This is a genomic window from Candidatus Neomarinimicrobiota bacterium, from assembly GCA_036476315.1.
GTDB lineage: Bacteria > Fidelibacterota > Marinisomatia > Marinisomatales > S15-B10 > JAZGBI01.
The window spans coordinates 1-19,427 of record JAZGBI010000082.1 but is presented as its reverse complement, the minus strand read 5'-3'; the positions used below and the strand labels follow the sequence as shown (position 1 = coordinate 19,427).

Sequence of the window (19,427 nt, the reverse complement as noted above, 5' to 3'; positions counted from 1 at the left end):
ATCATAGGGGCTCCCGTCTGGTTTCTTACCCGCGGAAGGATACAGCTGAAAGTGAAAGATGGATTTGCTGTGGTAACCTTTACGTGGGTCTTGGTATCACTATTCAGTGCCCTTCCTTTCTTTCTCACGGGGGCGATACCCAATGTCACCGACGCCTTTTTTGAATCCATGTCCGGTGTTACCACAACTGGAGCTACCATCGTCGGAAATCCTCAAACGCTCCCTCACCTCGCCAATGGAATCGAGAGTCTCTCTCATGGAGTCCTCTTCTGGAGGAGCTTTATCCAGTGGATTGGGGGGATGGGCATCATTGTGTTCAGTATTGCTATTCTTCCTCTATTGGGAGTGGGTGGCGTCCAGCTCTTTAGAGCGGAAGTCCCCGGCCCTGTCAAGGACAAGATAAGACCGCGTGTAAGAGAAACGGCGAAGCTTTTGTGGCTTGTCTATTTTGGAATTAGCGTCGTTGAAACCATTCTTCTTTCTGCCGGGGGGCTCTCACTGTTTGATTCAATATGTCATACGTTCACAACGATGGCCACGGGGGGATTCTCGACCAAGAACGCCAATATTGCTCATTTCGACGGTGCCTACGTGCAATACGTATTTGTCATTTTCATGTTCCTGGCAGGAGTCAATTTTAGCCTTCACTGGCGGGCAATCACCGGGGGAGTTAATAACTACTTCAAGGATGGTGAGTTCCGGTTCTACGCCGCTATCGTTCTTCTATTCGCCTTCTTGATAACCGTCAACAATGTGGCCACCTATGGGTATATCAGCCATAAGCTGTTCCGGGATTCGCTCTTCCAGGTCGTTTCCATTCTGACTACCACAGGGTACGGAACAGCCGACTATGTTTTATGGGGAGCATTTGCCCAGATTGTCATGCTCCTTCTCATGTTTTTTGGGGGAAGTTCGGGTTCCACTGGAAGCGGAATCAAAATTGCCCGGGTCATGGTTGTTTTCAAATACACTCTGTCCGAAATGAAAAGATTACTTCACCCCAGGGCGGTTATCCCTGTCAGGATCGGTGAACGATCACTTTCCGAAGAGGTCATTCGCCACACGCTGGGTTTTACACTCTTCTATGTCATAATATTCGTCACGGTCTCCGTTATTCTCACGGCATCGAATATTGACCTCGTCTCAGCCTTTGGGGCCACTGCGGCCTGCATCGGAAACATAGGTCCTGGTCTCGGATCGGTGGGACCATCATCCAATTATGCCCATCTTCCCGTGTTTGCTAAATGGCTCCTCTCGTTCTGTATGCTTCTGGGCAGGTTGGAAGTTTTTACCGTTATCATACTCTTTAGTCCTGGTTTTTGGAGACGATATTAGGAGGGAAAAATGGCTGATGTAAGAATCGAAACAACGGATGGGTGCGCCCTGATTACCGTTGACCGACCTGAAGTACTAAATGCCCTTACCCAGGAGACGATCGAGGCCCTCAAAAGGGCCTTTCGCGATTTGAGGAACGATGACACGGTGGGCGTCGTCATTCTAACGGGTGAAGGGGTGAGGGCATTCATTGCGGGAGCTGATATCAGGGAAATAGCACCCCTCGGTCCCGCAGAGGCCCTCGAATTTTCCCGGAAAGGGCAAGACCTCACCCTGCTGATCGAATGGTTCCCGAAGCCGGTGATCGCTGCCGTCAACGGCTACGCTCTCGGGGGTGGGTGCGAAATTGCCCTCGCGTGCCACATACGGATCGCCTCAGAAAACGCACGCTTTGGACAGCCGGAAGTGAATCTCGGCATCATTCCCGGGTGGGGTGGGACCCTGAGACTCCCAAGAGTGATAGGAATAGGAAAAGCGATGGAAATGATCACATCAGGTGAGACGATCTCGGCTCAAGAAGTGAAAGAATGTGGACTTGTAAATCATCTGGTTCCTCCGGGACAGCTTCTTGGAAAGGCCAGGGAGATTGCACAATCCATATTGAAAAGGAGTCCGGAGGCGGTTAAACTTTCCCTGGAAGCCATCCGGCAAGGTCTGGGAAAGGCTCCAAAGGATGGCATGGCCCAGGAAGCCTCCCTGTTCGGCATCTCTTTCAGTACACCGGAAAAGAAAGAGGGGACTCAGGCATTCATTGAGAAGAGAAAACCTGATTTCCGGCGCAGAGAGTAGATACTGTTTGACTACATACACCGCAGACCAGACCGTATGGCGGAACCCGGTACAAACTCGTGGAGAAAACGGAGCATGACTCTCAGTTGCGTTAACCCGGTCACGAATGAGCTTCTTGCGACCCTCCCTGAAGCTACTGATGAAGAAATCGAGTCAAAGGTTGATGTCATCAGGGGAGGGCTGGAACAGTGGCAAGAAATGGGTCTCAGGGAACGGGCGCGGGCCATCACGGGTGCCCGTAAACATCTCGTCTCCAGAATGGATGAAATGATGGACGTCGTGAGGAGCGAAACCGGCAAGACCGAGTTCGAGGGAATTATAGAGATCATGACCACTTCTGAAATGATGCGGTTCGTATCGAGAAGCGGTCCATCCGCACTCTCCCGGGAAAGGAGGAGGATCGGCTTATTAAGGACGAAACGAGGGTATGTGCACTACCATCCTTACGGCGTAGCGGGTATCATTTCTCCATGGAACTATCCCCTGATACTCCTCGCCGGTCCGGCCGTGCAGGCACTTATCGTGGGCAATGGCGTCCTGCTCAAGCCATCGGAGTTTACTCCCCTTACCGCCCTCAAATTGAAGGAAATATTCGATGAGTCAGGCTTTCCAGGGGACATTTTTCAGGTGGTTGTGGGAGCTGGAGAGGTGGGCGAAAAGGTGGTCAGGTCCCCGCGTGTGGACCTCATATGTTTCACTGGAAGCGTGGAAGTGGGCCGGAAGATTGGCGTGGCGTGTGCAGAACAACTCAAACCTGCTATTCTCGAGCTTGGAGGGAAGGATTCGCTCATTGTGCTGGAGGATGCGGACATTGAACGGGCTGCAAGGGCCACCGTGTGGGGCGGTTTTCACAATGCCGGTCAAACCTGCATTTCCGTTGAGAGGGTGTACGTGGAAGAATCAGTGGCGGAACCTTTCATAGGCCGGGTGAAAGAGCTCGCACAGGAAGTGAGATGGGGACCCGGTGAGGCCGAAACCGATCTGGGAGCCATGACGACCGGGTTCCAGGCCGAAAAAGTGAGATCGCAGCTTGCCGATGCCAGCGAAAAGGGAGCCACGTTCCTCGTTGGCGGAGATTCCGTCAAGAAGCTTGATGGAGTCTATATGGGGCCCGTGATCGCCGTTGATGTGGATGAATCCATGGACCTCATGCGTTATGAGACATTCGGCCCGGTCATAGCGATCAGCACAGTCAGGGGCGCCCACGAGGCCCTTGAGAGAGCGAATTCGCTGGACTATGGATTGAACGCTTCCATCTTCACGAATGATATGCGAAAGGCACGGATGATGGCAGGAAATATTAAGGCAGGAAACGTTTGCATCAATGATGCTCTGTCGAATTATCTCTGTGCGGAGTTGCCATTCGGGGGAGTAGGTGTGAGCGGCATAGGCCGCCTCCAGGGCATCGAAGGCATTCGTGGTTTTGCCCAGATCAAATCGGTGTGTGAGGATCGGTTAGGACTGAAGAAAGAACCGTGGTGGTTCCCCGTGTCCCACGGAGTGAAGAAAAGTTTCCGGGCTGTCGTGAAACTACGGAACGGCTAAATTCCGGTGAGACGGTATGCAATCCTGGCCGACGGCAACTTTGATTACGTTACCTCAAAGACGGGGAATGCGATTCTTCGTTATCGTCCCGAAGAAGCCGTTTGTGTCATCGATTCCTACACGGCCGGCATGACTGCACGGGAGGTGCTCGGATGGGGGAGTGACGCACCCATCGTGCCGGATATCCGCGAAGCGTTAGCATACTCGCCCAACACCCTGTTGATCGGGATCGCTCCACCGGGGGGTGAACTCCCAGCAGCCTGGAGGGGATGGATCACATTTGCCATCAAGAGTAACCTGGATATCATAAGCGGCCTGCACCGTTATCTTTCTGACGATCCCGAATTCTCATCACTCGCCTCCCGGCACGGAGTAACGATTGTGGACCTGAGGAGACCCCCAGACATCTTGCCGTTCCTGGAGGGATCGTGGCAAAACCGCGAAAAACCCGTTTTGATGACCGTAGGTACCGACTGCAACACGGGAAAGATGACCACCGCCTGGGAGATCAAAGAACTTCTGGAAAAGAGGGGAAAGCGCGTCGGTTTTGTTGGCACGGGTCAGACTGGTCTACTCTTGGGTGGTTATGGGGTAGCCGTGGATGCCGTGAAGGGTGATTTCATTTCCGGAGTTGTGGAGGCCGAAATCGATAAAGCGGTGAAAGAGAACGATTTTGCTATCGTGGAAGGTCAGGGCAGCCTGACTCACCAGGCGTACTCAGGGGTCACCCTCGGTCTTTTGCACGGGACCATGCCAGATCTGATGGTGCTCTGCCATGAACCGGGCCGGGTTACTGATTCGTTCGGTCACCCCATGTTTCCCGCTGGTGAAATAATGGATCTCTATCTCAAACTCACCATGCCGTTTAAGCCGTCCCGGTTCGTCGGGGTGAGCTTGATCACGCAGAATATGACAGAGACGTTGGCCATGGAGACCGTCAAAACATACGCAAGAGACTATGGTATTCCCGCCGCTGATTTTTTCCGGTTTGGCGGCGAGACCGTCGCAGCAAAGATTCTTGAGTTCTCAGAGGATCTCCCTGCGTAAAACATGTACCAATTTGTAGTTTTATTGTACTCAGTAGTTGATCGGATTTGAATGGGCACAACGTACGCCCCACACTTGAGTCACGAACCTGATTCTCTTCTCACTTTTCCCGATTCTGTTGGCACAAAGTACGGAACAAAACGACGCTCCAAATGATCCCACGACGAGAATGTGTCTGGTTGACGGGAGTGTGGGATGATAGTCCCTGGGGTACTATTTCAGATTCGACAATCGCCACTAGATTTTACCCCCATCCAGCAATCTGACCAGTCTGGACTTTCTCAGGAACTCATCACTACATTTGTTCAATGGATTTTCATTATTCCACCTACAGGATTCACCTTCGCCATCCTTTCACGATTTCCCGGAGCTCCACAGACTTCTATGACATCGTCTTCATCTTTCTCACAAGGAATGGCATTACGGGGGTGGGAGAGGCCGTGCCGTCCGACAGATACCATGAGCCGTTCGAACGCTTCATGGAGGTTTTGAAAGAACTCACTCTGGGAAGGGTGGATGAGCCGGATACCCTCGATGGCATGCTCGATCTGCTTCTGCCAAAATGCCGGGGAGTGAAAGCGCTGGAGGCTGCTTTCGATGTGGCGGCCCATGATCTCTGGGGAAAAATCGAAGGAATCCCGCTTTGCTCCCGATTTGGCGGCAGGCCGCAGAACACTCCTTTAACATCGTTCACCATCGGCATTGACAGGATCGACCTAATCCGCCAGAAGGTGGAGGAAGCGGCTCCCTTTCCCATACTGAAGGTGAAGCTTGGAAGCGACCGAGATGAAAAGATAATAGAGACAGTTCGGATGTCCACAGACAAGCTTATTCGGGTTGACGCCAACGAGGGATGGAGTCTCGACGAAGCACAGAGAATGTGTGACTGGCTCTCCACGAAAAATGTCGAATTCGTCGAGCAGCCCCTTCCCGCTGGAAAACTCGACGAAACTTCGATATTGAAGGAAGGATCACCCTTGAAGATCATCGCGGATGAGAACTGTCTGGATTCCAGGGACATCCCCATCATCGCAGACGCCTTTCATGGCGTCAATATCAAACTTATGAAGTGTGGGGGCCTTCGGGAGGCATCCCGCATGATCGAAATCGCCAGAGAGATGAATCTTGAGGTCATGCTGGGATGTATGGTTGAAACCTCCATTGCCACGACGGCCGCAGCCCATCTTTCTCCTCTTGTGGACTACGCAGATCTGGACGGTAACCTTTTGATCGAGAACGATCCTTATGAAGGTGTTAACGTTGAAGAGGGAAAGCTCTTGCTGCCCTCCATACCGGGTCTGGGAGTCGAATTGAGGAGGACCGTCACATAACTTGACTTGAGGGAGAAACCGATGAAGATTCTGAGTATTGAGCACGTGGCCATTGCCACCGATTCACTTGAGGAAACTGCGCCTTTCTGGAGGGACGTTCTCGGCATTCCCCATCGATCGACCGAAGTGGTGGAATCTGAAGGCGTAACGATTGGAATTTACGACACGGGTCAGGGGAAAGTGGAACTTCTGACCGGGCATGGGAATGACTCCCCCGTGAAGAATTTCCTCAAGAATAAAGGTCCAGGCCTTCATCATCTTTGCCTGGGAGTGGAGGACATCGAGTCCGCCATAAAAGAATTACAGGAAATGGGAATACGCCTGGTAGCTGAGAGACCTCGTACGGGATCCGGGGGCTATCGTTATACGTTCATACATCCCGAGAGCACAGGGGGCGTCCTCGTGGAGCTCTGCGAACTATCGTGAGCGGTGATCGGGTCTGACACGTGAGAAATCATCGCCTTGAGGAGAAGATTCGCCAGGTACCGCAAAAACCTGGTGTTTACATGCTCAAGGACGGCAGTGGAAAAATCCTTTACATCGGTAAGGCTAAGGTCTTGAGGGACAGGGTAAGAAGCTATTTTCAGAAGAACCTTCCAAGTAATCCCAGATTATACTCGCTCGTCCGCAGAACAAGAGACCTGGAGTGGATAGTTACCAGCAGTGAGGTGGAAGCCCTTCTCGCAGAGGCAAATCTGGTAAAGAAACACGCACCCAAGTATAACGTGAGTCTGAAGGACGACAAGTCCTTTCCCTACATCCGGATTACCCGTGAACCGTACCCTCAGGTCCTTCTTACCAGAAGAATTGTGAAGGACGGCTCTAACTATTTTGGGCCTTACACAGAAGTGAAAACACTGCGAAAAACTCTTAAAGTAATACACAAGGTATTTCCTATAAGAAGTTGTGATTACTACATAAATAAAGAGTCAATTGAACAAAACAAGCATTCAGTTTGTCTCGATTACCATATCAAGAAATGCCGAGGGCCGTGTGAAGGACTGGTTTCCCGGGAAGCATACAACGGGATGGTTCACAATGTTGTCCGGTTCCTTCACGGCAGGACAGACAGCATCATCAAGGATTTGAAGGCGACGATGGAGGCAGCTTCCGAGGCGAGAAAATACGAGGAAGCTGCTCGCTTTCGGGACCAGTTGAGAGCCGTTGAGACATTCTCGAACCGGCAGAGAAAAGTCTCAGCCACTTTCGACGACAAGGACATCATCGCTCTGTCGGTACGGGACAAGGATGCCTGTGCCGCTGTGATTCGTCTCAGAAACGGAAAAGTGATGAGCCGGGAGAAGGTCTATTTGCTGGGGGTGGAAGAGGATAATCTCAGACAGGCAGTTCACGATTTCATACGTCAATTCTACATGGATGCCGATTTTGTGCCCAGGGAAATCATCGTTCGCGAGCTGCCGCGAGATGTTGATGCCATAACCGAATGGTTGGAGAGAAAGAGAAATAAGAGAGTCTATCTCACGGTTCCCAGGCGTGGGGAGAAGGTCAGGCTCCTGCGCATGGGAGAGCAAAACGCAGATCTTCTCCTGGAAGAGTATCGAAGGCGCCGGAAAAGAAGAAAAGAGTTGGTTCCGGGGATGGTTCAACGATTGCAGAGCGACTTGAGGCTGTCAGTGCCACCGCGGCGCATCGAGGCTTTCGATATTTCAGCGCTTCACGGAACGAATCCTGTAGGTTCCATGGTGAGCTTTGTGGACGGCGCGTCGGAGAAACGGGAATATCGTAAGTACAAAATCAAATCCGTCAGAGGAATCGATGATTTTGCCATGATCCGCGAAGTAGTGTTTCGCAGGTACACGCGTCTTAAGAGTGAAAATGCGACCATGCCCGATCTCATACTGGTTGACGGAGGGAAGGGGCAACTGGGGATGGCAGTTTCGGCGTTGCAGGTTCTGGGATTGACCTACATTCCCGTTGTCGGGCTGGCAAAGCGACTGGAGGAAATCTATCTACCGGGCTACTCGGAACCTCAGTCAATTCCCAAATCCTCTCCGGGACTTACACTTCTTCGCCGTATTCGGGATGAAGCCCATCGGTTTGCTGTCACCTTTCACCGACAGCAACGGAAAGAGACGGTCACCCGGTCGATCTTTGAAGAAATAAGGGGGGTCGGACCGGTGACGCGGAAGAGGCTCCTGGGCAGTTTTGACAATGTGGAGGCCATCGCCGAGGCGTCCACCACCGAAGTGTGTGAGAAAGCGAGTGTGGGAGTGAGAATCGCCGACGAAATAATATCCATGGCGAAATCCACAACAACGAGCTCTTGAATGAGATTGCTGTGAGTCAACCGGAAGTCACGCCTGAACTCGCCACGAAATACGGTCTTTCGAAAGCCGAGTTTTCCACAATTTCCACCGCTCTCGGCCGCATCCCCACGTTTTCGGAGATGAGAGTCCTGGCTTTCTACTGGAGTGAACCCTATTCGTGGAAATCTGCTACCGCTGTCCTTAATTCGCTTCCCGAGATTCAGCGGAGCCACGAACTGGTACAGGGATCCGCCGGTCCCGGACCGCTGGACATGGGAAATAACCGTGCTCTTGTGGTCAAAATCTCCTCCTGCGGTCTTCAGAAGGGTGAGGACGCGGAGCAGGCGGTCGCGGGGTGTATTCGTCGCGCTTCAGGCGAGATCATGGCTCTGGGGGCCCGCCCTATGTCACTTTATTACTCCAGGTTCGTTGGCATAATCAGCCAGAGGGGCACGAAGAAAATGGTGAGGCTTGTTTCGAAAGGGGCGAAATCGTCCGCTAGTCGTCTCCATATCCCGGTCGCCCTGTCACAAGAAATATTCGACGAAGGTTACAGCACCCAATTGCTTTTCCATGCGGTTGTTCTGGGGTGGATCAACGAAGACACGGTCATCTCTCCAGAGGCGTTGGGTGAGGGAAGCGCCTTGTTCCTGCTCAGGCGAAAAAGTCGAGAAACCGTAGATTCCACGCCTCATCATACGTGGGAAGATGCCATGGTTCAGGTGTGTGAAGAACTGGCTGCCAGGCCCTATCTCATTGCCATGCAGCCCGCATCCCTCGGGGGTGTTGCCCTCGCCTGCGTCGAACTGGCACTCAGAGGCGGATCAGGCATTTCCCTGAACTTAAACAAGATTGCCACAGGAGGTGATGTGTTGAAATTGAGCGAGAGGGCGCTTTCGCAAGAAACGGGACGATTCATCGCCGTCATCAATCGAGGTTTTGAGCAGGAGTTGAAGACTATCTGCCGGGAACGTGGCGTGGACTGCGTTCCCATGGGCAAGGTAAACGGGAGAGGTACGTTCGACATCCGGCACGGGAGGAAGAAGTATTGCTCCATTCCTCTGGCGGTGTTTCGGGAACGCCCAGAAACTCCCTGGCACGAACTGGCACGGAAAGGAGCCGGGAATCCGGCGGAGACTCAAGAAGTAAAGTCTGTTACTACGAAAAAGAATAAGTCATGGAACTTACCTCTGTTGGAACTTCTTGCCGTAGCAAACGTGCTGGCCGATGAGAAAAGCAGAATATGCCTCAACTCATTCGACGTGAAGAATCCACCCTCAGACCAGACAAATTCCCGCGACTCTGTCGTATTCCGGTCGTGGGGATCGGGCAGGATCGCCTCTCTGGACCCAAGAACAGGTGGTAAACGTGCGATCATGAGCGGGGCCAGGAAAGTGGTCTGCAGAGGGGCAAATCCGAAGGGGGCTGTGGTAAGCTTTGGAGTCGGTGATCTTCAAGATCCAGAAGAATTCCATTCGTTCAGTGAAATGGTGGCCGGTGTTCGTGAAGCCTGTCGCGTACTGAGGATTCCAGTGGTGAACAAGAGTGTTCATTTTTGGGCCGCGAAGTCGATTCCGACCCCTTTGGCAGGTGTGGTGGGGCTGATGGAAGACGAGAATCGGTTCATGTCACCCAGTTTCCGGGACCCTGAAGATTTCGTCCTGATGTTGGGAAGTCACAGAGGGGAGTTGGGAGGTTCAGAGTATTCCAGAATGGTGGGAAATCGAATGGATGCCCCTCCTCCAACACAGGATGCAGGAATGGAACAGAGAATCCACGAGATCATTCTGGTGATGAACAAGGTTGGACTCATCAGGTCGGCCCGGGACGTTTCCACGGGTGGATTGGCTGTGGCTCTTGCACACAGCCTGGTGGTATCCCCCGAAGGGGTTGGAGCCAGAATTCATATGAGCAGCAAGATCAGTGACGAAGAACTGCTTTTTGGTGAAACACAGGGGTTATTTATTCTTACTATCCATGAGGATTCCCTCATTGAAATTGAACGTCTCTGTATGCGAATAGGAGTGTCGTGCACCACGATAGGTCGGGTGACGGGGGATGGAATTTTCTCGTTCAACGATTGGATTCGGCTTGAGGTTGACAAATTGAGAAAACACATTTCCCTGAACGCCAAGAAAATTCCTTAGGCTAAGGGTGAGACTCAGGCTAAGGCTTAGGCTAAGGAAAGGACAGGAAAAGACAAAGACTCTTTTGGTTGGATCTGCCTGCCCGACTTTGTCATTCAGGCGGGCAAGACGTAGCATTGATGAATAACTGAATGTTCTTATTTTCTTTTTCGAACCTTAGCCTCCGCAGTCACACTTTTCATTGCTCTCAGAATTTCTTCATGAAGGTATCCGTTGGTTGCGACGATCTCAGGGTCGAATACCGAGAATTCCGGTCCGTTGGCTCTCGATACCCGTCCTCCGGCCTCCTGCACCATTAGTGCTCCCGCAGCCTGATCCCACGGCTTAAGTCCGAATTCCCAGAACCCATCCAGCCACCCGCACGAAACGAAAGCAAGGTCGATGGCCGCCGCACCTCCCCGTCGAACACCCTGGCTTTTGTCTTTGAGAACCCTTAAATAGTCGAAATTTCTTGCCCACACCTCATCGTGGACATAAGGAAATCCGGTGGAAAGGATCGCGTGCTCCAGCTTTCTCGTACGGGAGACGGCCATTGATTCTCCATCCCGGAAAGCTCCACCACCCTCAGTGGCCCAGTAGGTCTGCCGATGATAAACGTCGGCAATGACTCCAACGATAGGGGTGTCCTCAAAGTGTACGGCTATGGACACGGCATAGAAAGGGTATCTGTGTACGAAATTCGTGGTTCCGTCAAGGGGGTCAACAATCCATCTGTAGGCCGATTCTCCCGCCTTCCCATCTGATTCTTCAGTGAGAATACCATGATCCGGGAAATGGCGCTCCAGCTGATCGAGAATGATTTGTTCCGACCCACGGTCCACCCTGGTGACGAGATCGGAGGTCCCCTTGAAATCCACCCTGTGGACCTTGTGAGACTCCTGGCGTATGAACTCAGCCGCCTTTCTGGCGGCGGTGAGGGCGACGTGAAGTAGCTCCTTTTTGGTGGGAGTCACTCCGACAGTTCCTGGCCCTTCTGGCGAAGATAGTCCTGGTATGTCAAATGCTGGCGTGAGAAGTAATCATTGGTCATCGTCTTCAAGGTGCCGGTGAGGAAAATGACGCCAATCAGATTAGGGATTGTCATGAGACTCAGGGCGATGTCCCCGAAGTTCCACACGAACGCCAGAGGAAGAATTGCTCCCAGGAAATTGAAGAAGACGTAGAACCACCTGTAAGGTCGAACGGCCTGAGGTCCCAAAAGATACTCTATGGATCTGTCGCCGTAGTAGCTCCACGCGACCATGGTTGAATAAGCGAACAGCAAAACGGAAGCGTTCACGATGAAGCTTCCAATCTCGGGGGCGAATGAAAAACCTAAACGAAAAGCCTCTCTGGTTAGCTGGGCACCCGTAAGATCAGTAGTGTCAAGGACCCCTGTTGTGAGGATCATGAGGCCCGTCATAGTGCAAACGACAAGGGTATCCACAAAAGGGCCTATCTGGGCAACCACTCCCTCACGGACTGACTCCTTGGTCTTGGCCGCGGCGTGGGCGATGGGTGCCGATCCCTGCCCCGCTTCATTTGAATAGAGTCCCCTGCGCACGCCCCACATCATAACGGTTATGAGACCTCCCCAACCGGCCTTCAGAGAAAACGCCTCGCGAAAAATGGATGTGATTCCAGGAATAACCTTCGTGTAGTTTATCAACAAAACGAGGATGGCGCTTCCCACATACAGTAGCGCCATGGTTGGAACAAGACGACTTGCAACCGCGGCGATGCGCTTGATTCCGCCAATAATGACGAGCCCCACCATGAAGGCAATAATAGCACCGGCCGCCCACGACGGAACGTTGTAGGTGCTGAAAGTCTGGGCGATGGTGTTCGCCTGATTCATATTTCCCGTACAAAAGGAACATGTCACGGCAAGCGAGGCAAAAGCGATGGCCAGGGGCTTCCACCTGGGACCGAGGCCCTTCTCGATGTAATACATGGGTCCTCCCGATGCTGAACCGTCCTCGTGAATGATCCTGAAGTGGTGACTCAGGGTACATTCGGAAAACTTCAAAGCCATGCCCAAAACAGCCGTAACCCACATCCAGAAAAGGGCACCGGGGCCCCCGAGGCGAACCGCAAGGGCTACCCCTGCGATGTTCCCTATCCCAATGGTGGCTGACAGAGCCGCGGAAAGAGCCTGGAAATGCGTGACATCACCCTCATCCTCCGGATTGTCATATTTTCCCCCAATCACGTCGAAGCTGTGGTTGAGTTTCCTCAACTGAATCCAGCGCAACCGGATGGATACCAGAATGCCCGTTCCAAGGAGAATCACGATGAGCGGTATGGAAATCCACCCGCTGAACGTTGACGTCCACCGAGTAAGGATGTCTCCGAGGTTCTCAGGCATGATAGATCTTGTCCTCCGCCGATCGGGAATCGCCACTCACTCAATCTTGCTGTCTTTCTGGCTGGCGGGTTACGGTAGGCGAAGAGTTTACGACATCGCCGAGATTTAGTCAAATTGAAACGGCCCGTTTAAGCGTGGGGTTATCCAGGGCGTGAGTCTTTCTCGCGTTTTTCTCAGTCGTATAGAAAACGACAAGAAGAAATAGTGCCTGTTCACTGGATAGATTGAAATCTATCAACAAATGGGCTATGTATAGAAAAACGAAGTCTCAGATGATTCTGGGAAGAAAGAACAACCGTGCTTTGATTCCCCCGGTTGGTGCAGCTAAATTCCTCATAATGAATGCGCGATTCGTTCGAAACTTCAGCATTATTGCTCACATCGATCACGGAAAATCCACTCTGGCAGACCGGCTTCTGGAGATCACTGACACCATTTCTTCGCGTGATATGAAGGATCAAGTCCTGGATGACATGGACCTGGAACGGGAACGCGGCATCACCATCAAGAGTCACCCTATCCAGATGTCATATTCCACGCCCACCGGGGAAACCTATATTCTTAACCTAATCGATACTCCAGGGCATGTAGATTTTTCGTATGAAGTGTCCCGGGCGCTCGCAGGGTGTGAGGGGGCAATCCTTCTCGTGGACGCGGCCCAGGGAGTGGAAGCGCAGACCGTAAGCAATGCCTTACTGGCACTGGAGAACGGTTTGACGGTGATTCCGGTGCTCAACAAGATTGATCTCTCCACCTCGCGAGTCAACGAGGTATCGGACCAGGTTGTAGACTTAATAAACTGCAGTCCGGAGGAGATTCTTCTGGTCAGTGCAAAGACAGGAGAGGGGACGGACCGGATCATTCCCGCCATCCTCGAGAGGATCCCTCCTCCCGAGGATAATCCGGGTGAAGCAACGCGGGCACTCATCTTCGATTCCACCTTTGACAGTTATAGAGGTGCCATTCCGTACATACGCGTTTTTGACGGCGCATTCGAACCGGGGATGACAGCCACATTCATGTCTCAACAGATCCAGCACGAAATTACTGAGGTGGGACATTTTATTCTGAAGCGGGTCCCCGCGAAGAGATTGGAAGTCGGTGACGTGGGGTATGTGGTGGTCGGCGTGAAGGATGTGAGTGAGCTTCGGGTCGGGGATACACTCTCAACAAAAGAGAATCCGGCATCTCTTCCCCTTCCGGGGTACAAAGAAATCAAGCCCATGATCTTTTCCGGACTTTTTCCTGCGGATAGCGAGGACTATGAGCGATTGAGAGAGGCCGGTGAGAGACTCAGACTGAACGATGCCTCCTTTGTGTTCGAGCCGGAGTCATCCGCGGCGCTTGGATTTGGCTTTAGATGCGGCTTTCTGGGGCTTCTTCATATGGAAGTTGTGAAAGAACGGTTGGAAAGGGAGTTTGACCTGAATCTTTTGGTCACGGTTCCCAACGTCCGCTATCAGGTAAAGAAGAAAAATGGCCAAAGTGTGGAAATTGAGAATCCAACCAGTCTTCCTCCCCAGGAAGAAATTGAAGAGATTCGGGAACCCTTCATAATTGCCGAAATCATCAGTCCGTCGGAATACATCGGGTCCCTCATGAAACTCTGTCAGGCAAAGCGAGGAATATATTTGAACACCCACTATTTTTCAAAGGACCGCCTTCAGCTCAGGTACGAACTCCCATTGTCAGAAATCGTCTATGATTTCTACGATAAGCTGAAGTCGGTGTCCAGGGGCTACGCTTCGTTTGATTATGAATACGTCGGTTTCAGGCGCGGTGATCTTCAGAAGCTTGACATTCTTATCGGAGGTGAGATTGTCGATGTCCTCTCCTTGATTTCCACGCGCAAAAGCGCCTATGGGAAGGGGAGAGAACTGTGCAGCCGCCTGAAAGAGGTGATACCTCGACAGCTGTTTGAGGTTGTCATTCAGGCCGCTGTTGGTTCAAGGGTGATCGCGCGAGAGAGAATCCCGCCGTTTCGTAAACGAGTGACGGCCAAATGCTACGGAGGTGACATTACGCGGAAGCGGAAGCTTAGAGAAAAGCAGAAATCGGGGAAACGGCGCATGAAACAGATTGGCAGAGTGGAGGTGCCCCAGGAAGCGTTCCTCACGTTTTTCAATGTGGAAAAGAAATAGGATGTGTTAAGGTGCTAACGTTTTAAAGTGTTCAAGTATTGCGGGTGGGATCGTCCAAAACAACATAGATTGACAAGCACTCAAACACCTGACACCTGAACACTTGAACAGATGAATGCCCGTCCTCCATCATACTTCTCCCTTTCCCGTTCCCCATTTTACAGTTTTGTCTTCACCCTCCCTCTCTTCGCCGTTTACGAAATGATGGTCCTGTTCCTTAGTCACGATCAGCTGAATACGCTGAGAAACGGAGCCGATGTGCTTCTGCGGCAATTCTTGGGCGTGTTCGGTTTCTGGGGCGTTTATGTTCTCAGCGTGGTCTTCATCCTCGGTTTCATCGTGGTCTTCCTCTGGCAGAAAAAGAACTGGAGGATCACATCCGTCCGAGGTGAATATCTTCTGAGAATGTTAGGGGAGGGAACGTTTTGGGGCTTTGTCCTTTATCTCATTCTTAAATTCGCTCCCTCACTTTTGATGTTTACAACGGGAAGGGATCTGTCACAGCAGGTTTTCCTGGCCATCGGAGCTGGATTGTACGAGGAATTCGTTTTCAGAGTCGTTGCTATCGGCGTCATAGGACTCCTTCTCCGGATCGTCTTCCTTTGGTCCAGGTTCTGGCGAACCCTCATGGCCGTGGTGATTTCAGCTGGACTCTTCTCGGCTTTTCATTTTGTGGGGAGTTTTGCCGATTCTTTCAGTCTTCCCTTGTTTTTCTACAGGGTTTTTGCCGGAATACTGCTGGGAGCTCTTTTCGTGGAGAGAGGATTCGGAATTACGGCGTACGCTCACATGGTGTACGACCTGATAGTTGTCTTCCAGCTAACGACACGCTAGTCCGTTCAGATGTGCAAAAACTTGTGGCCTTATCATAGCTGGTTTGTTGACCCGATTAATTCATGAGTAGTCGTGAATTAATCACCCTTCCCCTCATTCTGCGGGTTCTTGGACGGGCCGCATGTCTCGAAAACTTTCGGGACTGCTTCCCTGGCGGTCAGACAGACGGGGTTAACCTCCCGCCCGGGAGGGACCAACCGGTGAATTGTTCATCGGAAAAACGGGGGCAAATCCATATCTATGTGTTTTACGTGTAGATAACATTTGTTCCATCTTTGCTGATCGACAATTCAGGTGATAGGTTTTCTACACGAAGAACGCCCTGTAGCTGAATAAATCTCGTAACCAGGTTTCTTTTCATTGTTTCTCGACATTATCGGGAAAAAGTACAAAACAAAACGAGGATAAAGATAGTCTCACGGCGAGAAAGTGGGGGAGGGAGGTTTCTGGGGTGATACTTGGATTGGATAATTGCCACAAAACGGAGGATGCATCCAGAACCGTCCCCGTATTTGGAAATCTCCATATCCGGTTCTAATTTGACGTCTGGATGTCATGACAACGAGAAGACCAACCGCAGCCGGAATGTTCTATCCCGGTGATCGGGAAGGTCTTTCATCAGAAATCCAGTCCTACCTTGACCGGGCACCCCCTCCCCGGAGTGAAAATCTTCTGGGAATCGTTGTTCCCCACGCTGGGTATATCTACTCAGGCCCCACCGCGGCCCATGCCTACAAATATCTTGAGGGAAAGTCTTTTGAAAAAGTCATCATTCTCGCACCGAGTCACTTCGAGGCGTTTCACGGACTCTCCATCTATTCGGGAGACGCCCTGGAGACGCCTCTGGGAAGGGTTAATGTCGCCCGGACTGATCGGGATCAGCTCGCTGGTGTCAAGGGTGTCATGATTTCCGAAATGGGCTTTCGTCAGGAACACTCGCTTGAAGTTCAACTTCCCTTCCTTCAACACGTTCTTAAACCAGGTTGGGAAGTTATCCCCATCGTAATGGGACACCAGAAGAAGGAGATCATCGATGTGGCTGCCGGCATTTTGGCAAAATATTTCGATCAGAATGTGCCCATGGTCATCTCCTCTGATCTTTCCCACTACCACGAGTATCACAAGGCAAAGGAAATCGATCTCAGATTCTGTGAGCTTGTGAAGGAGGGGGATCTTGACGGGCTATGGGATGCCTACGGAAATGGACAGGTCGAGGCATGCGGGTTCGGTCCCGTCCTGGCCTTCCTGAGCATGATGCGAGGGAGAGAGAACACTTCGATGAAAGTCCTTGACTATCGCAACTCAGGGGATACTGCGGGTCCAAAGGATCAGGTTGTGGGATACTGCGCCATGGGAGCTTTCTCGCTGGAATGATGGAGATATCAGAAGGAGGAAAAAAGGAAGCGCTCGCTCTGGCTCGGTGGGTTCTGGAAGCAGAGATCTGCGGAAGCAAGGCACCAAAGCCACAACCTAAGGATGCACTCTTAAACGAAAAAAGAGGAACGTTTGTTACCCTTCGGAAGGAAGGAGAATTGAGAGGTTGTGTGGGCCGGATCGAGCCGTTGTTCATACTGCAGGACGAGATTGTCGACCTCGCCGTGGGAGCGGCTACCCGGGATCCAAGATTCCCTGCCATTTCATCCGTGGAGGTGGCCCGTTTGACCGTTGAAATCTCCATTCTGACACCTCCCGTAGTGGTCAAAACCGCGTCGGGTATCCGCATTGGTGAGGACGGCCTGATCATAGAAAAGGACCTCAGAAGGGGTCTGCTTCTTCCCCAGGTAGCCACTGAGGAGGGTTGGGATGTCGAATCATTCCTGGACCACGCCTGTCTGAAGGCAGGCCTGCCGACAGATTCATGGAAGAGCCCCGACACTGCGATCTACCGTTTCTCCGCTGCCGTTTTTTCAGAATAATTTCCCACACCAGTATCACTTTTTTGACGCCCTTCGGCCCGTACAAGGAAACTCTCCAATTCCTTTTCTGTTGATTATCCTTAGGGGACTGTCTAAACTCGGTCGATGAAAGCGGTCAGCAAATCCCTTTCCGTCACTCTTTTGTCGAATATAGCCCTGTTTGCGTCCGATGGATCACCGTTTGGTGAGTTTGTGGTGGGAATATGGCCAGAATATGACCGTCCCGGAATCCTGGTGATATACACGGGGACCATCAAGAGTGACTATCTTCCGTTGGAATTCGAGACTCTCGTTCCGGACGAGGTCGACCGGGCCCTGGCGGTTGGCCAGAGTTATACGGAAGACAATCTTCAGCCGGTGGCAGTGGAAGAAAGGAGCGGTCGGAAATGGGTTACTGCCACCTTGGTTAGAGAAACGTTTCAACTTGAATTCTACTATAATCCTTTCGGTGCGGGAGAGCTTCGCAAAGGCGAACTCGAGATTAGCCTCAATCATCCGCTCGATGCCTATCATATTGCTGTACAGCACCCCCTCGCCGCGGAAGAATTCTTGCTGTCTGACGAGGATGCCCAGACCTTCAGAGACGAGCACGGCCTCACCTACTCTCGAGTCCATCTGCTCTCCCTCTCTCAGGGAAAGAGAAAAACCGTCTCGTTTTCCTATCGCAATCCGAACGACGAGTTGAGCATTGCCCTCCTCCAGAAGATATTGGATACATCGCCGGGAGGGGCAACTGCCTCTTCGTCGAGTGTAACCGGGGGGATTCCCTTACTACGGTATAGACTCCCCACTTATCAGCCTCTGGCCGTAGTGGGAGTTTTGTCCGTGATCATCGGGTACATTTTCTGGAGATCGAACCAACACCACCCAAGTGCAAGAAAGGAAAAGGCAGCCGGGAATTTCTGTCCCCGATGCGGGGCGACTCTGGCCAAAGAGGACAGCTACTGTTCCGGTTGCGGTAAACAGCTCTCATGATGCCATTTCTTTTCGAGATCGGTCCCATCCGGGTTCCCTCCTATGGCTTCATGCTGATGACCGCTTTCGCCGTGAACTATTTTCTACTACTGCATGAACTGAAGAGAAAAGGGAAGTCTCCCGAACTGGCGGCGGACATCGTATTCTGGGCCACGGTGGGTGGAATCCTGGGCTCCAAAATATACTATGCCATCGAAAGAGGGGCCGGGTGGGAGAACATACAGGCGTTAGGAAATCTGATTGCAGGGGTTTTTTCCTTTGACGGGGGAAGAATCTCCCAGGCGCTCGCGGTTTTGGGTGCAGGTCTTGTATTTTTCGGGGGACTGCTTGGCGGCCTGATCTCCGTTACGATCCTTCTGAAACGAAGAGGTGAATCGTGGCTATTGTTCGCGAACATTCTTGCACCTCTCCTGATTCTCGGATACGCCATAGGAAGAATCGGTTGCTTTCTGGTAGGCGATGACTACGGAACGGCCTCCCAACTCCCCTGGGCCATAGCATTTCCCAAAGGTATACCTCCCACGACTACTCCCGTTCACCCCACTCAATTGTACGAGACGACCATGGGACTGATCATTTTTGTTATTCTCTGGAAATTGAGGACTCGAACCAGGCCGGGAGAAATGTTGTTCTTCATCTACCTGGTACTTGCGGGGACGGAACGCTTCTTCATCGAATTCATCCGAACGAATACCGAATACCTTTTAGGCCTGACGGGTGCCCAGATAGTTTCGCTAGTAATGATTGCTCTTG

The 19,427-nt window shown here is 51.9% G+C and carries 16 protein-coding genes; 14 read left to right on the top strand and 2 right to left on the bottom strand.

Annotation, left to right across the window (positions count from 1 at the left end; genetic code table 11):
• The 8 genes from V3U24_08325 to V3U24_08290 form a co-directional block, all read left to right on the top strand.
• The coding region (locus tag V3U24_08325) for a potassium transporter TrkG (protein ID MEE9167448.1) at positions 1-1,335 on the top strand (1,335 nt) is incomplete at its 5' end.
• Between the two features lie 9 nt (positions 1,336-1,344).
• A complete protein-coding gene (locus V3U24_08320) occupies positions 1,345-2,124 on the top strand; it encodes an enoyl-CoA hydratase-related protein (GenBank protein MEE9167447.1) in 780 nt (259 codons plus the stop codon).
• Positions 2,125-2,199: 75 nt separating this feature from the next.
• Positions 2,200-3,669, top strand: coding sequence for an aldehyde dehydrogenase family protein (locus tag V3U24_08315; protein ID MEE9167446.1), 1,470 nt, complete (start codon positions 2,200-2,202; stop codon positions 3,667-3,669).
• A 6-nt stretch (positions 3,670-3,675) separates the two neighbouring features.
• Positions 3,676-4,716, top strand: coding sequence for a DUF1611 domain-containing protein (locus tag V3U24_08310; GenBank protein ID MEE9167445.1), 1,041 nt, complete (start codon positions 3,676-3,678; stop codon positions 4,714-4,716).
• A 308-nt stretch (positions 4,717-5,024) separates the two neighbouring features.
• Entirely contained in the window at positions 5,025-6,047 is a 1,023-nt protein-coding gene (locus tag V3U24_08305; protein ID MEE9167444.1) for a dipeptide epimerase, read from the top strand.
• A 21-nt stretch (positions 6,048-6,068) separates the two neighbouring features.
• Entirely contained in the window at positions 6,069-6,473 is a 405-nt protein-coding gene (mce, locus tag V3U24_08300) for a methylmalonyl-CoA epimerase (protein ID MEE9167443.1), read from the top strand.
• A gap of 20 nt (positions 6,474-6,493) precedes the next feature.
• On the top strand, positions 6,494-8,335 hold the full coding sequence (uvrC, locus tag V3U24_08295; GenBank protein MEE9167442.1) for an excinuclease ABC subunit UvrC: 1,842 nt from the start codon (positions 6,494-6,496) through the stop codon (positions 8,333-8,335).
• An 11-nt stretch (positions 8,336-8,346) separates the two neighbouring features.
• Positions 8,347-10,461 (top strand): AIR synthase-related protein, encoded by a 2,115-nt coding sequence (locus V3U24_08290; protein ID MEE9167441.1) that lies wholly within the window; start codon positions 8,347-8,349, stop codon positions 10,459-10,461.
• A 137-nt stretch (positions 10,462-10,598) separates the two neighbouring features.
• Here the strand turns inward: V3U24_08290 and V3U24_08285 are convergent, their stop codons facing one another.
• Both V3U24_08285 and V3U24_08280 read right to left on the bottom strand, forming a co-directional pair.
• A complete protein-coding gene (locus tag V3U24_08285) occupies positions 10,599-11,414 on the bottom strand; it encodes an inositol monophosphatase family protein (protein MEE9167440.1) in 816 nt (271 codons plus the stop codon).
• Complete coding sequence (locus tag V3U24_08280) at positions 11,411-12,808, bottom strand: sodium:alanine symporter family protein (GenBank protein ID MEE9167439.1); 1,398 nt, start codon at positions 12,806-12,808, stop codon at positions 11,411-11,413. The genes V3U24_08285 and V3U24_08280 overlap by 4 nt, the downstream gene beginning before the upstream one ends.
• A gap of 338 nt (positions 12,809-13,146) precedes the next feature.
• Between V3U24_08280 and lepA the strand changes: the two genes are divergently transcribed.
• The 6 genes from lepA to V3U24_08250 all read left to right on the top strand — a co-directional run.
• Positions 13,147-14,949 carry a translation elongation factor 4 gene (gene lepA / locus V3U24_08275; GenBank protein MEE9167438.1) on the top strand — a complete coding sequence of 601 codons (1,803 nt, stop codon included), beginning with the start codon at positions 13,147-13,149 and terminating at the stop codon, positions 14,947-14,949.
• A gap of 111 nt (positions 14,950-15,060) precedes the next feature.
• Positions 15,061-15,783 (top strand): hypothetical protein, encoded by a 723-nt coding sequence (locus tag V3U24_08270; protein ID MEE9167437.1) that lies wholly within the window; start codon positions 15,061-15,063, stop codon positions 15,781-15,783.
• Positions 15,784-16,338: 555 nt separating this feature from the next.
• The gene (gene amrB, locus V3U24_08265; GenBank protein MEE9167436.1) at positions 16,339-17,157 is read left to right on the top strand and encodes an AmmeMemoRadiSam system protein B; all 819 of its coding nucleotides are present in this window, start codon (positions 16,339-16,341) and stop codon (positions 17,155-17,157) included.
• Entirely contained in the window at positions 17,154-17,699 is a 546-nt protein-coding gene (amrA, locus tag V3U24_08260; GenBank protein ID MEE9167435.1) for an AmmeMemoRadiSam system protein A, read from the top strand. Before amrB ends, amrA begins: the two co-directional genes overlap by 4 nt.
• Positions 17,700-17,804: 105 nt before the next feature.
• A complete protein-coding gene (locus tag V3U24_08255; GenBank protein ID MEE9167434.1) occupies positions 17,805-18,674 on the top strand; it encodes a zinc ribbon domain-containing protein in 870 nt (289 codons plus the stop codon).
• A partial coding sequence (locus V3U24_08250; GenBank protein ID MEE9167433.1) for a prolipoprotein diacylglyceryl transferase occupies positions 18,671-19,427 on the top strand: 757 nt, incomplete at its 3' end. The genes V3U24_08255 and V3U24_08250, both read left to right, overlap by 4 nt.

Bases quoted from the DNA above. Each gene is read 5' to 3' on its own strand.
- V3U24_08320 (MEE9167447.1), top strand. From the start codon at position 1,345: ATGGCTGATGTAAGAATCGAAACAACGGATGGGTGCGCCCTGATTACC.
- V3U24_08315 (MEE9167446.1), top strand. From the start codon at position 2,200: ATGACTCTCAGTTGCGTTAACCCGGTCACGAATGAGCTTCTTGCGACC.
- V3U24_08305 (MEE9167444.1), top strand. From the start codon at position 5,025: ATGGATTTTCATTATTCCACCTACAGGATTCACCTTCGCCATCCTTTC.
- mce (MEE9167443.1), top strand. From the start codon at position 6,069: ATGAAGATTCTGAGTATTGAGCACGTGGCCATTGCCACCGATTCACTT.
- V3U24_08280 (MEE9167439.1), bottom strand. From the start codon at position 12,808: ATGCCTGAGAACCTCGGAGACATCCTTACTCGGTGGACGTCAACGTTC.
- lepA (MEE9167438.1), top strand. From the start codon at position 13,147: ATGAATGCGCGATTCGTTCGAAACTTCAGCATTATTGCTCACATCGAT.
- V3U24_08270 (MEE9167437.1), top strand. From the start codon at position 15,061: ATGAATGCCCGTCCTCCATCATACTTCTCCCTTTCCCGTTCCCCATTT.
- amrB (MEE9167436.1), top strand. From the start codon at position 16,339: ATGACAACGAGAAGACCAACCGCAGCCGGAATGTTCTATCCCGGTGAT.
- amrA (MEE9167435.1), top strand. From the start codon at position 17,154: ATGATGGAGATATCAGAAGGAGGAAAAAAGGAAGCGCTCGCTCTGGCT.
- V3U24_08255 (MEE9167434.1), top strand. From the start codon at position 17,805: ATGAAAGCGGTCAGCAAATCCCTTTCCGTCACTCTTTTGTCGAATATA.